Below are 13808 nucleotides of genomic sequence, written 5' to 3' on the forward strand. Positions count from 1 at the left end.
CAAATGAGAAGAAAGATGACTGGTATCCACCCTAGCCCCAAGGATAGACGGTAACCAGTAAGGTCTCAGTTCAATATGGAGACTGACTTCAGGTATTTCAAGGTACGCGGCAGATTGTCGCAAGCCAGGCTATCCAACCAGTACAGGTCGGACCAACTGCGCAACCAGGTGAACTGTCGTTTGGCGAGTTGGCGGGTAGCGATGATGCCCCGTTCTTCCATCTCCGCCCGGGTCAGTCCGCCATCCAGGTAATCCCAGACCTGGCGGTAGCCGACCGCCCTTATCGACGGTAGTCCTGCATGCAAGTCGCTTCTGCGGCGCAGCGCTTGGACCTCATCGATGAAGCCCTGTTCCAGCATCAGGCGAAATCGTTGCGCAATTCTTTCGTGCAATACCTGACGTTGCGCCGGAGCGATGGCCAGATGCGCGACAGTATACGGCAAATGCCCCGATCCTGACGCCTCGCCGAGCGCATTCTGCGCAGCCTGCCGCTGTCGATGGGCGGTCATGCTGAGTCCGCTGACCTTGTACACCTCCAGCGCCCGGGTAAGGCGCTGGGGATCATTGGGGTGAATGCGGGCGGCCGACTCCGGGTCCACCGCCGCCAACTCACGATGCAGCGCAGCCCAGCCTTCGCGGGCGGCGCGGGCTTCCAGCTCGGCGCGCACCTCGGGATCCGCGCTGGGCATGTCCGCCAGACCTTCGAGCAAGGCCTTGTAATAGAGCATGGTGCCACCCACCAGCAGCGGAATCCGGCCCCGACCGCTGATTTCGGCCATGGCCGCCAGGGCGTCGGCACGAAACTCCGCGGCCGAGTAACTCTCGGCGGGATCGCGGATATCGATCAGGCGGTGGGGGAATTCGGCCAGGGTCGCCTTGTCCGGCTTGGCCGTTCCTATATCCATGTCGCGGTAGATCAGCGCCGAATCGACGCTGACCAGCTCACAGGGCAGGGTACGCGCGAGTTCCAGCGCCAGGTCGGTCTTGCCGGCGGCGGTGGGACCCATGAGGAAGATTGCCGGCGGCAGGCGTTCAGCCATCGTCAACGACCGCGCAGGAACAGCTTGTCCAGCTCATCCATGCCCAATTGGGTCCAGGTCGGACGCCCATGGTTGCACTGGCCGCTGCGCTCGGTGTGTTCCATGTCCCGCAGCAGGGCATTCATCTCCGGCTGGGTGAGGCGGCGATTGGCGCGCACGGCGCCGTGGCAGGCCATGGTCCCCAGGAGTTCGTTCAGGTGCGCCTGGATGCGGTCGCTGGTGCCGTACTCCAGCAGGTCGGACAGCACGTCGCGCACCAGCTGCGAGGCCTCGGCCTGCTTCAGCAGCGCGGGAATCTGCCGGATCGCCAGGGTTTCCGGACCGAGGCGCTGCAGCTCGAAGCCCAGGCGACGGAACCACTCGCCGTGTTCTTCCGCGCAATCGGCCTCGCGCTGGCTCACCGCGATGGATTCGGGCACCAGCAGCGGCTGCCCCTTGAGCCCTTCACTGGCCATGGCCACTTTCAGGCGCTCGTAGGTAATGCGCTCATGGGCCGCGTGCATGTCCACCAGCACCAGTCCGAGGGCGTTTTCCGCCAGGATGTAGATACCCTTGAGCTGGGCCAGCGCATAGCCCAGGGGCGGGATATCGCCCTGGGATTCCGGCAGCGCAGCCGGGGCGGAGCCCGTCGGCAGCGGCGCGAAGTATTCGCGGTAGGCGCCCTGGGCCTCGGCAATCGGCACCACGGGCTGCGGACGGGGCGCCTGGTAGCCGGCGCCAGCCGGAGGACGCCAGGACGGTTCGGCCGTCGGTCGCTCCAGCACATTGGCGGCGAGGCTCATCTCGCCCTGCGGGCCGAACTCGCCGGCGGCGATGCCGGTGGGACGCACCACCGCGTCGGTGGCGGCCGGCGCGGCCAGTTGATCCTCGGGACGCACCTCGCCCAGCGCGCGATGCAGCGTGCCGTAGAGGAAGTCATGCACCATGCGCCCGTCGCGGAAGCGCACTTCGTGCTTGGTCGGGTGCACGTTGACGTCGACCACCGCCGGATCGACCTCGAAGAACAGCACGAACGTCGGGTGCCGGCCGTTGTAGAGCACGTCGCGGTAGGCCTGGCGCACGGCATGGGCCACCAGTTTGTCGCGCACCATGCGCCCGTTCACGTAGAAGTACTGCAGGTCCGCCTGGCTGCGGGAGAAGGTCGGCAGGCCGACCCAGCCCCAGAGGTGCAGGCCATTGCGCTCCACTTCGATGGGCAGCGCCTGCTCGAGGAAGGCCGGGCCGCAGACGGTGGCCACGCGGCGGGCACGGGCGATGGCGTCGCGCGCCTCGTGCAGGGCGAAGATGGTCTTGCCGTTATGGCGCAGGTTGAAGGCCACGTCGAAGCGGGCCAGGGCCAGGCGCTTGATGACTTCCTGCAGGTGGTCGAACTCGGTCTTCTCCGCGCGCAGGAACTTGCGCCGCGCCGGGGTATTGAAGAACAGGTCGCGCACCTCCACCGAGGTGCCCACGGGGTGTGCGGCGGGTTGCACCCGCGCTTCCATGTCGCGGCCTTCGGTTTCCACCTGCCAGGCCTGGTCGGCGTCGGCGGTGCGCGAGGTCATGGTCAGGCGCGCCACCGAACTGATGGACGCCAGGGCCTCGCCCCGGAAGCCGAGGCTCATCACCCGTTCCAGGTCTTCCAGGTCGCGGATCTTGCTGGTGGCGTGACGGGCCAGCGCCAGGGGCAGGTCTTCGGCGGGGATGCCGCCGCCGTCGTCGCGCACCCGCAACAGCTTGATGCCGCCCTGCTCCACGTCGACGTCAATGCGCCGAGCGCCTGCATCGAGGCTGTTCTCCAGCAATTCCTTGATGACTGACGCCGGGCGTTCGACCACTTCACCGGCGGCAATCTGGTTCGCCAGCCGCGGCGTGAGCAGCTGGATGCGGGGCAATTCACTCATGGCTGGGCCGCCAGAGCCGCGGCGGGAATCTTGAGGGTCTGGCCGGCCTTGAGGTTGTCGCTGGTCAGGGAGTTGGCCTTGCGCAGGGTGGCCATGCTCACTTCGTAGCGCTGGGCGATCAGCGCCAGGCTCTCGCCGGAGGTCACCAGGTGTTCACGGGGCCCCATGGCGATCTTGCCCTGGTCACGCAGCATGGCGATGTAGGTGCCGGGCGGCGGGTTCTGCTGGAAGAACTGCTTCACGCCGGTCCTGATCGAGCGCGCCAGCGCCTGCTGGTGGCTCGGGCTCGCCAGTTTCTGGGATTCGTTGTGGTTGGAGATGAATCCGGTTTCCACCAGGATCGAGGGGATGTCCGGGGATTTCAGCACCATGAAGCCGGCCTGTTCCACGCGGCGCTTGTGCAGCGAAGTCACCTGGCCGACGTTGGACAGCACCTTCTGCCCGACATTGAGGCTGGAGGACATGGTCGCGGTCATCGACAGGTCCAGCAGCACACCGGCCAGCATGCGGTCCTTGTCATCCAGGCTGACGCTGCCCACGCCGCCGATCAGGTCGGAGCGGTTTTCGTTGTCGGCCAGCCAGCGTGCGGTTTCCGAGGTGGCGCCACGGTCCGACAGGGCGAACACCGAGGCACCGAAGGCGCTGCGACTGGGCGCGGCATCGGCGTGGATGGAGACGAACAGGTCGGCGCCCTTCTTACGGGCGATCTCGGTGCGCTTGCGCAGCGGGATGAAGTAGTCGCCGGTACGCACCAGCTCACCACGGAAACCCTTCTCCTGGTTGATCTGCCGCTGCAGCTCCTTGGCAATCGCCAGGGTCACGTTCTTCTCGTGCTGGCCCTTGGGCCCGAGGGCGCCGGGGTCTTCACCACCATGGCCGGCGTCGATGGCGATCACGATGTCGCGCTTGCCACCCGGAACCGGCGGCAGGTTGCTCGGCGCCGGCTGGGTCGGGGTGACCGGGGGTTGCGGCGTGCTCGGTGCGACCGCTACCCGAGGCGCGGTGGCTTCGCCGGCGGCCTCCGGATCGAACAGGTCCACCACCAGGCGGTTGCCGTATTGCTGGTTGGGCGCCAGGGAGAAGCTCTTGGGCGTCACCGACGTGGAGACGTCGATCACCACGCGCAGGTCAGTGGGGCTGCGCTGGGCGGAGCGGACGCTGGTGATCGGCGTGTTGCTGAGGGACAGCTGCTCCAGCTTGGTGGCCAGCTGGGCGCCGTTGATGTCGATGACGATGCGATTGGGCGACGTCAGCGTGAACACCGAATGCTGCACGGGCCCGGACAGGTCGAAGACCAGCCGCGTGTTGTCGGGAGCTCGCCACAGGCGCACCCCGCGAACCTCCGCGGCGGCCAGGACATCAGCGGCGAACGCCGCAAGCAGAACCCCAATCCCGGCAAACAGTGCGCGCGAGCGCATACCCCACCCCATCTTTGTTTTCATGCTCCCAAGGCCAGGGCGGCACACCATGCTTCGCCACGCGCTGTGTGTGGCGTGAAACGCAGCGAACGGCCGCCCGCTTGCGGCGTAATGTTAATGTCCAGGTCGGCCTTTGGCAAAACGCCGACGCCTCGCTGAGGCCACTCGATCAGGCACAGGACATCGCCGTCGAAGTAATCGCGGATGCCCATAAATTCCAGTTCTTCCGGGTCGGCCAGACGGTATAGATCGAAATGGAAGGCGCGCTTGTCACCTATTTCATAAGGCTCGACCAGGGTGAAGGTGGGGCTCTTCACCGCCCCGGCATGGCCCAGCCCCCGCAGCAGGCCGCGAGATAGCGTGGTCTTGCCCGCTCCCAGGTCGCCATGCAGGTAGAGGATGCCGCGCCCTCCGGTAACGGTGGCCAGGCGGGCCCCGAGGGCCATCATGGCGTCCTCGCCCTCGGCATGCAGGATCACTTCAGGCACGGTGCAAACTCCTCGAGCAACTGACGAATGGTCGGAATCAGGTCACTGGCCGCCAGCCCCCGCCCCTGACGGGCCAGGCTCTCGCCCGCGTGGGCATGCAGCCAGACGGCCAGGCAGGTGGCGGCGTAGCCGTCCATGCCTTGGGCCAGCAGGGCGCCGATCAGCCCGGCGAGCACGTCGCCAAGCCCGGCGCCGGCCATCACTGGATGGCCTCGGTCGCACAGCGCGATGCGGCCATCGGAGGCGGCCACCAGACTACCGGCCCCCTTGAGCAGCACAACAGCGTCGAAACGTCGCGCCAAGGCCAGGACCGCGCGCGGTCGGTCCGCCTGCACCTCGGCCGTGGAAATGCCCAGCAGGCGCGCGGCCTCGCCCGGATGGGGGGTGATCACGCAGCGGCCACCCAGACGGATCTCGCCGCCGGCCAGCAGATTGAGCGCATCGGCATCCCAGACCTGGGGCACGGCCAGGCCGGCGACCGCGCTGAGCAGGCTACGGCCCCAGGCCCCCTGCCCCAGGCCCGGCCCCAGCACCAGTACATCGGCTTTCTCCGCCAGGCCCAGCAACTGGTTGGCGGAGCTCACCCCGGCGCACATCACTTCCGGACGTCGCGCCAGGGCGGCTGCTACATGTTCAGGCCGGGTTGCCAGGGACACCAGCCCGGCGCCGCTGCGCAGGGCGCTTTCCGCCGAGAGCAGCGCCGCACCACCCAGGCCGCGATCCCCGCCCACCACCAGCAGGTGGCCGAACTGCCCCTTGTGTGCGGTGCGCGGGCGCGGCGCAAGACGCTGCAGGCTGCCTACCGCCATGCGCTCGGCGACCCTTGGCGTCGCCGCGACCAGCGCCGGATCGGCCTGGAGGTCATCGAACACCAGCTCACCCACCTGGTTTGGCGCGTCGGCGGTGAACAGGCCGAGCTTGAGGCCGATGAAACTGACCGTCAGGTCCGCCCGCACGGCGACACCCAGCATGCGGCCGGTATCCGCGCAGAGGCCGGAGGGAATGTCCACGGCCAGCACCGGCAAGCCGCTGGCGTTGAGCAGGCGAATGGCCTGGGCGTAGGGTTCGCGCACCGCCCCGGACAGACCGGTGCCCAGCAGTGCGTCCACCACCACGCCTTCCAGCACCGTGCATTCGGTCCAGGGCTGGATCTGGTTGCCGGCGGCGACGGCCTCGTCCTTCGCCAGGGCGGCGTCGCCCACCAGCGCATCGGCCGCGCCCACCGCGAGGAGCTTCACCCGCCAGCCGGCACGCAAGGCCAGGGCGGCCACCAGGTAACCATCGCCGGCATTGTTGCCCTTGCCGACCAGCACACTGACGCAACCCGCCTCCGGCCAGCGGCGGCGCAGGGCTCGCCAGGTGGCGTGGGCGGCGCGCCGCATCAGTTCGAAACCGGGAGTTCCGGCCGCGATCAGGCGCGCGTCGAGGTCCCGCACCTGGGCGGCGGAGTGGAGCGAAATGGGCAGGTCGTCGCGCGAAGCAAGCATCGGATTCGGCTGGGGCAGTGAGGTCTGGCAGAATTATATCCACCTCGGTACCGGTTTCCCGCCCCAGAATGAGCCTTTCCACGCAAGAACTCGCCACGCTGGCCCAATCCATCAAGGAATGGGGGCGCGAACTCGGCTTCCAGCAAGTGGGCATCAGCGGTGTCGAACTGGGCGAGCACGAGGCCCACCTGCAACGCTGGCTGGACGCCGGCTACCAGGGCGAGATGGACTACATGGCCGCCCATGGCAGCAAGCGCTCCCACCCGGACGAACTGGTGCCCGGCACCCTGCGGGTGATCTCCCTGCGCATGGACTACCTGGCCGGCGACACCCGCATGGCCCAGGTGCTGGGACAGCCGGAGAAGGCCTACGTTTCCCGCTACGCCCTGGGCCGCGACTACCACAAGCTGATCCGCAAGCGCCTGCAGCAGCTGGCCGAGCGCATCGAACAGGCCGTCGGGCCGTTCAGCTACCGCGCCTTCGTCGACAGCGCACCGGTGCTGGAGAAAGCCATCGCCGAGCAGGCGGGGCTTGGCTGGATCGGCAAGAACACCCTGGTGCTCAACCGCAAGGCCGGCAGCTACTTCTTCCTCGGCGAGCTGTTCGTCGACGCGCCCCTCCCGGTGGATGAGCCCCACGGCAGCGAGCATTGCGGACGCTGTTCGGCCTGCCTGGACATCTGCCCGACCGCCGCCTTCGTCGGCCCCTACCAGCTCGATGCCCGGCGCTGCATTTCCTACCTGACCATCGAGTACAAGGGCAGCATTCCCGAAGAGCTGCGCCCGCTCATCGGCAACCGGGTCTTCGGTTGCGACGACTGCCAGATGGTCTGCCCCTGGAACCGCTTCGCCCGCCCATCGGGTGAAGGCGACTTCCAGCCACGCCACGGCCTGGACAACGCCGAGTTGGCCGAGCTGTTCCGCTGGAGCGAAGAGGAGTTCCTCAGCCGCACCGAAGGCTCGCCGCTACGCCGCGCCGGCTACGAGCGCTGGCTGCGCAACCTGGCGGTAGGACTGGGCAATGCGCCCTCGAGCATTCCGGTACTGGAGGCCCTGCACCTGCGCCGCGAGCATCCCTCGGCTCTGGTGCGCGAGCATGTGGAGTGGGCGCTGGCCCGGCACCGGGCCAGCGCGCGCGACGTCAGATCTTGAAGAAGTGTTCGCGGTAGTGCTGCAGCTCGGCAATCGAGTCGCGGATATCGTCCAGCGCCAGGTGGGTGCTGCTCTTCTTCACCCCGTCGCGTACTGCCGGCGCCCAGCGCGCGGCCAGCTCCTTGACGGTGGAAACGTCCAGGTTGCGGTAGTGGAAGTAGGCTTCCAGCTGCGGCATGTGGCGATAGAGGAAGCGGCGGTCCTGGCAGATGCTGTTGCCGCAGATCGGCGACTTGCCCTTGGGCACCCATTGCTCGAGGAAAGCCAGCGTCTGGGCTTCGGCTTCGGCAGCGCTGATGCGGCTGTCACGCACACGCTGGGTCAGGCCGCTCTGGCCGTGCTGGCGGGTGTTCCACTCGTCCATGCCGGCGAGGATCTCGTCGCTCTGGTGGATGGCGATGGTCGGCCCCTCGGCCAGCACGTTGAGGTCGCTGTCGGTGACGATGGTGGCCATCTCGATGATGACGTCCGTGTCCGGGTTCAGGCCGGTCATTTCCAGATCGATCCAGATCAGGTTCAGGGCATTGGGCATAGTCGGTCTCCAGGGCAAGACGCGCATTCTAGCTCAGAGCCTATCCACGATTTGCTGCGCGTCGGCCCTGCTGCGTTAAAAGCAGGCTCGGAATGCTCATTTACAGCTGTAAACTCCGCTTCCTCGCCTGTTTGATTCGCTGGCGCTCACCCTGTGGGCCAGCCTGCGGCTGTTACTCCCGTTGGTCGTTGCGCCTTGCATGACTCTAGCTCGCGAAATCGTGAACCGGCTCTTGGAGCCTGAGGATGTGGGCCGCGTGCTAAACTCGCGCGGTTTTTTCCAAGCGGAACCACCATGGCCAAACGCCAACTGACACGCCGGCAAAGCTGGCGCATCGAGAAGATTCAGGAAGAGCGCGCTGCTCGTGCAGCCAAGCGGGAGTCGCGCGCGGTCGAAGAACTCGAAGGCGGCGACCTCGGCCCCGAGCAGACCGGCCTGGTAATCGCCCACTTCGGCGTCCAGGTGGAGGTCGAGGCCCTGGAAGGCGATCAGGCCGGCCAGATCATGCGCTGCCACCTGCGCGCCAACCTGCCGCCGCTGGTGACCGGCGACCGCGTGGTCTGGCGCTCCGGCAACCAGGGCATTGGCGTGATCGTGGCTCAACTGCCGCGCACGTCGGAGCTTTGCCGCCCGGACATGCGCGGCGTGCTCAAGCCGGTGGCGGCCAACGTCGACCAGATCGTCATCGTCTTCGCCCCCCTGCCCCATCCCCACGCCAACCTGATCGACCGCTACCTGATCGCCGCCGAGCATGCCGGCATCCGCCCGCTGCTGCTGCTGAACAAGGCCGACCTGGTGGATGACGAGAACGGCGCCATGCTCGACGCGCTGCTCGGCGTCTACCGGGATCTGGGCTATCCGCTGCTGGAAGTCTCGGCCAGCCAGGGCGGCGGCATGGAAGACCTGATGACGCGGCTCGACGGCCATATCAGCGTGTTCGTCGGCCAGTCCGGGGTGGGCAAGTCATCCCTGGTCAACAGCCTGCTCCCGGGGGTGGATACCCGTGTCGGCCCCCTCTCCGAACTCACCGGCAAGGGCACCCACACCACCACCACCGCGCGGCTGTTCCACTTCCCCGGCGGCGGCGAGCTGATCGACTCCCCCGGTATCCGCGAATTCGGCCTGGGCCATGTCAGCCGTGACGACGTGGAAGCCGGCTTCATCGAGTTCAACGAGCTGATCGGCACCTGCCGCTTCCGCGACTGCAAGCACGACCGCGAGCCCGGCTGCGCGCTGCTCAAGGCCCTGGAAGACGGCCGCGTGCACCCGCAACGCATGGCGAGCTATCGGCATATTCTCGCCAGCATGCCCGAGAGCGAGTATTGAGCCTCGGGCCGACTTGATCGCCAGAAATGAAAAAGGCCACGCAATGCGTGGCCTTTTTTTCATTCCCGACGGAATCACTGCCCCTTGGGCTCATCCATCTTCAGTACGCCGTCTTCGAAGATATTCAGTTTCTCCCGAAGTTCGCGGGGCTGTACCGGCGCGGACTGCTCCCCGCCCGGAGCCTGGGGCGCGGCGCCATCGATGGGCGCCTGGGGCTGCCCAGGCGCAGGCTCGGCGGCCTTGTCGCCATCGCCCTGCTCACCCTCGATGGCGCGCTGGGCCTTCTTGGTCAGGACGATGATGTCGATGCGGCGGTTGACCGGATTGAAGGGGTCCTTGCGATCGAACAGCGCCGAGGAGGCGTAGCCCACCACGCGCGCCACCTGCTCGTCGGGGTAACCACCGGCGATCAGGGTCCGGCGCGCGGCGTTGGCGCGGCCGGCGGAAAGCTCCCAGTTGCCGAACTCGCCATCGCCGGCATAGGGCTTGGCGTCGGTGTGGCCGCTGATGCTGATCTTGTTCGGCACGGCTTTGATGGTTTCGGCGAGGATCAGCAGGATGTCCTCGAAATAGGGCTGCAGGCGCGCACTGCCGAGATCGAACATCGGCCGGTTGGCGGCGTCCATGATCTGGATACGCAGGCCGTCCTGGGTGATCTCGAAGAGGATCTGGTCCTTGAACTTGCGCAGCTCGGGGTTCTCTTCGACCTTGTTCTGCAACTCCTGCAGCAGCAGTTCCAGGCGCTCGCGTTCGATCTGGTCGGCCAGGGTTTCCACCTGGCTGGCGTCGACGGGCGTGGTGTCGGTGGAGTCGATGGCCGCTTCCTGGGAATCGGGGGCATCCTTCAACTCGGGGTTCAGGGTGCGGTCAGGTGCGGGGGTCGGCGTACCGCCCAGGTCGATGACGTAGGGGCTGGCGCTCTCGGTGAACCCGATGGGGTCCTTGAAATAGCCGGAGATGGCCTTCTTCTGTTCCGGGGTGGCCGAGGACATCAGCCAGAGCACCAGGAAGAAGGCCATCATCGCCGTGGCGAAGTCGGCGAAGGCGATCTTCCAGGCGCCGCCGTGGTGCCCGGCGGCGTAGCGCTTGACGCGCTTGACGATGATCGGCTGATTGTTCTCCATGACTCAGCCTTCAGCTGCCGCGCACGGCCTGCTCCAGCTCGCTGAAGCTCGGCCGGTGCGCCGGGAACAGCGTCTTGCGGCCGAACTCCACGGCCAGGGACGGCGGCATGCCGGAAGCCGATGCCACCAGGCAGGCCTTGATCGACTCGAACACGTTCAACTCTTCGCGAGCGTCATGCTCCAGGGACACCGCCAGCGGGCCGAAGAAGCCATAGGCCGCGAGAATACCGAGGAAGGTACCCACCAGCGCCGCACCCACGTGCTGGCCCAGCGCGGCCTGCTCGGCCTCGCCCAGCATGGCCATGGTCACCACGATGCCGAGTACCGCGGCGACAATACCGAAGCCCGGCAGGCCGTCGGCGATGCGGTTGACAGCGTGGGCCGGGTGTTCCAGCTCTTCCTTCATGCTGGCCAGCTCCATGTCGAACAGGCCTTCCAGTTCGTGGGGCGCCATGTTGCCGGACGACATGATGCGCAGGTAGTCGCAGATATAGGCGGTCATCCGGTCATCCTTGAGGATACCGGGGTACTTGCTGAAGATCGGGCTGGCGGCGGCGTCCTCGATGTCGGCCTCGATGGCCATCATCCCTTCGCGGCGGCTCTTGTTGAGGATCTCGTAGAGCAGGCGCAGCACTTCCAGGTAGAAACCATGGGTGAAGCGGGTGCCGAACATCTTCAGCGACTTCTTGAAGACGATCATGGTCGTGCTGCCGGGGTTGGCCTGCAGGAACGCGCCAAGCGCCGCACCGCCGATGATCAGCACTTCGAAGGGCTGGATCAGCGCGCCGACCTTACCGTGGGACAGGATGTATCCGCCGAGCACACTGGCGAATACGACGATGATGCCGATGATTTTTGCCATAGGAAGGAAGCTTGATGAGTCAGTAGAAAGGGTTATGAAAAGTGCCCCTTCTAATTATCGGAAGATATGCGCCAGACTATAGCCTGTTCAGGCGAAAAGCCAGATTGGCGGCCCCCCATGTCAACCGCAAAGCCCATGCCACGCAGCCTTGATGGATGGATCAAGCACCTCGATGGAGTTCGCTTGCCCGTCCCCGCCGCCGCCCACGAGAAAGTTCGCCGGGCATTGGGCGACAACCGCCGCTCCCTGCGCGATATCGCCGACCTGACCCAGGAAAGCCCGGCGCTGGCCCTCAGCCTGCTGCGTGAGGCCAACGCCACCAGCAACATGCTGAGCAGCCCGGCCGAAAGCCTGGAGGTCGCCCTCACCCGCCTCGGGCTGAAACGCGCCGAAACACTCCTAAACCGCCTGCCGGCGGTGCCCGAGGAAGAAATCCCCCAGGCCCTGCGCCAATTGCTGCTCATCAGCCAGCACGCCACCCAGCAGGCCAACGGCCTGTTTGCCGCACGCCTGGCGCGCCTCTGGCAGGAAGTCCACTGGTGCAGCCTGCTGTTCCTTTCGCCACTGTGGCCGCTGCTGGCCAGCCACCCGGAGCTGTTCGCCAACTGGGAAAAACGCGTGCTGGGCGCAGGCGAGCCGGCCCTCAAGGTCGAGCGCGAGCTGCTCGGCGTGCCCCTGCTGCAGCTCTGCCAACGCCTGGCCGAGCACTGGAAACTGCCCGACTGGATCATCCAGGGCTACCGCCTGCTGAGCGATGATCGCCGCCTGCTGGTCAAGGCCCTGCACATCGCCCGCGACAACGAACATCCGCTGCAGCAGCAACAGCAACTGGACGCCAACCCGATCCTGGGTCGCTGGCTCACCCAGCCGGGCAATACGGTGCTGCTGGCCAACGGCCTGGCGATTTCCGCCCATGTCGGCTGGGGCGACGACCACAGCTTGCGCTGGCAGCGGCTCACCGGGCTGTTCCTCAAGACCCCTCTCGACGAACTGCAGCAACAGGTTCACCAGCATGCGGCCCAGAGCGGGCGCCTGCATGCCCGCGGCGACCTCTGGCACCCCGCCGAGGCGCTGCTCTGGCCCTGGCACCAGCAACGCCTGCGTCCGGAGCCCGTGGCCGCGCCAACGCCGAACGCCGCCGCCCTGGACGACTGGCGCCGTCACTGCGGCGAACTGCTGCGCGAGCCCAGCCCCTTCGCCAACGTGGTGCAACTCTCCGCCTGCGCCCGCGACGCCCTGCACAGCGGCGGCATGAGCCGGGTCCTGGTGCTGTTGGCCGACCGCAACCACAGCCGCCTGATGGTCCAGCAACAGGCCGGCATGCCCAAGGAGGCCAACGGCCTGCAACTGGACCCCGGCCAGAGCCAGGTCCTGCGCCGCTTGCTGAGCCAGGCCGGGCAGCTGCGCCTGGGGCCGGACAACATGGCGCAGTTCTCCGCGCTGCTGCCGGGCCAGCTGAAGGGCCTGCTCCCGGGCAACTACCTGCTGCTGCGCTCCCTGGCGGTGAACGGCCGGGTGGCCATGCTCGTGGTGGCCGACCAGGATGGCGCGCCGTTCTCCGAACTCGGCCTGCGCGCCTTCGCCAAGACCGCCCAGTGCATCGAACGAGCCCTCGCCGCTTTCGCCAGTCGCGGCCGCTAGGCGCTACAATCCGCCACTTTGCCCATTAATGGAGGCTTCCATGTCCGCCTTCTCCAACCTGCCGCTGGTGATCGAGCCGGCCGACCTGGCCTCCCGCCTCGACGCCGCCGACCTGATCCTGGTCGACCTCACCAGCACCGCGCGCTATACCGCCGGCCACCTGCCGGGCGCTCGTTTCGTCGACCCCAAGCGCACCCAGCTCGGCCAGCCGCCGGCGCCGGGCCTGCTGCCGGCCAAGGCCGACCTCGAAGCGCTGTTCGGTGAGCTCGGCCACCGCAGCGACGCCACCTACGTGGTCTACGACGACGAAGGCGGTGGCTGGGCCGGACGTTTCATCTGGCTGCTGGATGTGATCGGCCACCACCGCTACCACTACCTGGACGGCGGCCTGCACGCCTGGCTGGCCGAAGGCCGGGAAACCTCCGATCTGGTACCGGCGCCGGTAGGCGGCCCGCTCGCCCTGCCCCTGCATGACGAACCCACCGCCACCCGCGAGTACCTGCAAAGCCGTCTCGGTGCGGCCGACCTGGCCATCTGGGACGCCCGCGGCCCCGGTGAGTACAACGGCACCAAGGTGCTGGCCGCCAAGGGCGGACACATTCCGGGCGCGGTCAATTTCGAGTGGACCGCCGGCATGGACCAGGCCCGTGCCCTGCGCATCCGCACCGACATGGCGGAAATCCTCAAGTCGCTGGGCATCACCCCGGACAAGGAAATCGTCACCCACTGCCAGACCCATCACCGCTCGGGCTTCACCTATCTGGTCGCCAAGGCCCTCGGTTATCCGCGGGTCAAGGGTTACGCCGGCTCCTGGTCCGAGTGGGGCAATCACCCAGATACCCCCGTAGAGCTCTGA

The 13808-nt window shown here is 67.1% G+C and carries 12 protein-coding genes; 4 read left to right on the forward strand and 8 right to left on the reverse strand.

All coding sequences use genetic code 11. The annotated features are described in order from the left end of the window. Nucleotides 1-65: 65 nt before the first annotated feature. Genes miaA through PCA10_RS25875 form a run of 5 tightly spaced genes read right to left on the reverse strand, consistent with a single transcriptional unit; the run spans nucleotide 66 to nucleotide 6316 of the window. The gene (miaA, locus tag PCA10_RS25855) at nucleotides 66-1040 is read right to left on the reverse strand and encodes a tRNA (adenosine(37)-N6)-dimethylallyltransferase MiaA (RefSeq protein ID WP_016495041.1); all 975 of its coding nucleotides are present in this window, start codon (nucleotides 1038-1040) and stop codon (nucleotides 66-68) included. Between the two features lie 2 nt (nucleotides 1041-1042). After that, entirely contained in the window at nucleotides 1043-2923 is a 1881-nt protein-coding gene (mutL, locus tag PCA10_RS25860) for a DNA mismatch repair endonuclease MutL (protein WP_016495042.1), read from the reverse strand. Beyond that, nucleotides 2920-4353: an N-acetylmuramoyl-L-alanine amidase gene (locus tag PCA10_RS25865; RefSeq protein WP_144277008.1), complete on the reverse strand. Its 1434-nt coding sequence runs from the start codon at nucleotides 4351-4353 to the stop codon at nucleotides 2920-2922. Before PCA10_RS25865 ends, mutL begins: the two co-directional genes overlap by 4 nt. Nucleotides 4354-4361: 8 nt before the next feature. Continuing rightward, the gene (gene tsaE / locus PCA10_RS25870) at nucleotides 4362-4829 is read right to left on the reverse strand and encodes a tRNA (adenosine(37)-N6)-threonylcarbamoyltransferase complex ATPase subunit type 1 TsaE (protein WP_016495044.1); all 468 of its coding nucleotides are present in this window, start codon (nucleotides 4827-4829) and stop codon (nucleotides 4362-4364) included. Then, nucleotides 4817-6316, reverse strand: coding sequence for a bifunctional ADP-dependent NAD(P)H-hydrate dehydratase/NAD(P)H-hydrate epimerase (locus PCA10_RS25875; protein ID WP_016495045.1), 1500 nt, complete (start codon nucleotides 6314-6316; stop codon nucleotides 4817-4819). Before PCA10_RS25875 ends, tsaE begins: the two co-directional genes overlap by 13 nt. A 68-nt stretch (nucleotides 6317-6384) precedes the next feature. On the opposite strand from PCA10_RS25875, the gene queG reads away from it, so the two are divergent. Continuing rightward, a complete protein-coding gene (gene queG, locus PCA10_RS25880) occupies nucleotides 6385-7467 on the forward strand; it encodes a tRNA epoxyqueuosine(34) reductase QueG (protein WP_016495046.1) in 1083 nt (360 codons plus the stop codon). Here the strand turns inward: queG and orn are convergent. Continuing rightward, the gene (orn, locus tag PCA10_RS25885) at nucleotides 7457-7999 is read right to left on the reverse strand and encodes an oligoribonuclease (RefSeq protein ID WP_016495047.1); all 543 of its coding nucleotides are present in this window, start codon (nucleotides 7997-7999) and stop codon (nucleotides 7457-7459) included. The two genes, queG and orn, sit on opposite strands and share 11 nt — an antisense overlap. 294 nt (nucleotides 8000-8293) lie before the next feature. Here orn and rsgA point away from each other — a divergent pair, with 294 nt between their 5' ends. Continuing rightward, on the forward strand, nucleotides 8294-9325 hold the full coding sequence (gene rsgA / locus PCA10_RS25890; protein ID WP_016495048.1) for a small ribosomal subunit biogenesis GTPase RsgA: 1032 nt from the start codon (nucleotides 8294-8296) through the stop codon (nucleotides 9323-9325). Nucleotides 9326-9399: 74 nt separating this feature from the next. Here the strand turns inward: rsgA and motB are convergent, their stop codons facing one another. After that, entirely contained in the window at nucleotides 9400-10449 is a 1050-nt protein-coding gene (gene motB / locus PCA10_RS25895; protein ID WP_016495049.1) for a flagellar motor protein MotB, read from the reverse strand. Nucleotides 10450-10459: 10 nt separating this feature from the next. Then, nucleotides 10460-11311 (reverse strand): flagellar motor stator protein MotA, encoded by an 852-nt coding sequence (gene motA, locus PCA10_RS25900; RefSeq protein ID WP_016495050.1) that lies wholly within the window; start codon nucleotides 11309-11311, stop codon nucleotides 10460-10462. A gap of 117 nt (nucleotides 11312-11428) precedes the next feature. On the opposite strand from motA, the gene PCA10_RS25905 reads away from it, so the two are divergent. Together PCA10_RS25905 and rhdA are read left to right on the forward strand one after the other, a co-directional pair. Next, nucleotides 11429-12952, forward strand: a complete 1524-nt coding sequence (locus tag PCA10_RS25905) for an HDOD domain-containing protein (protein WP_041770452.1) — start codon at nucleotides 11429-11431, stop codon at nucleotides 12950-12952. 40 nt (nucleotides 12953-12992) lie between these two features. Then, a complete protein-coding gene (gene rhdA / locus PCA10_RS25910; RefSeq protein WP_016495052.1) occupies nucleotides 12993-13808 on the forward strand; it encodes a thiosulfate sulfurtransferase in 816 nt (271 codons plus the stop codon).

This window comes from Pseudomonas resinovorans NBRC 106553 (assembly GCF_000412695.1).
Taxonomy (GTDB): Bacteria; Pseudomonadota; Gammaproteobacteria; order Pseudomonadales; family Pseudomonadaceae; genus Metapseudomonas; species Metapseudomonas resinovorans_A.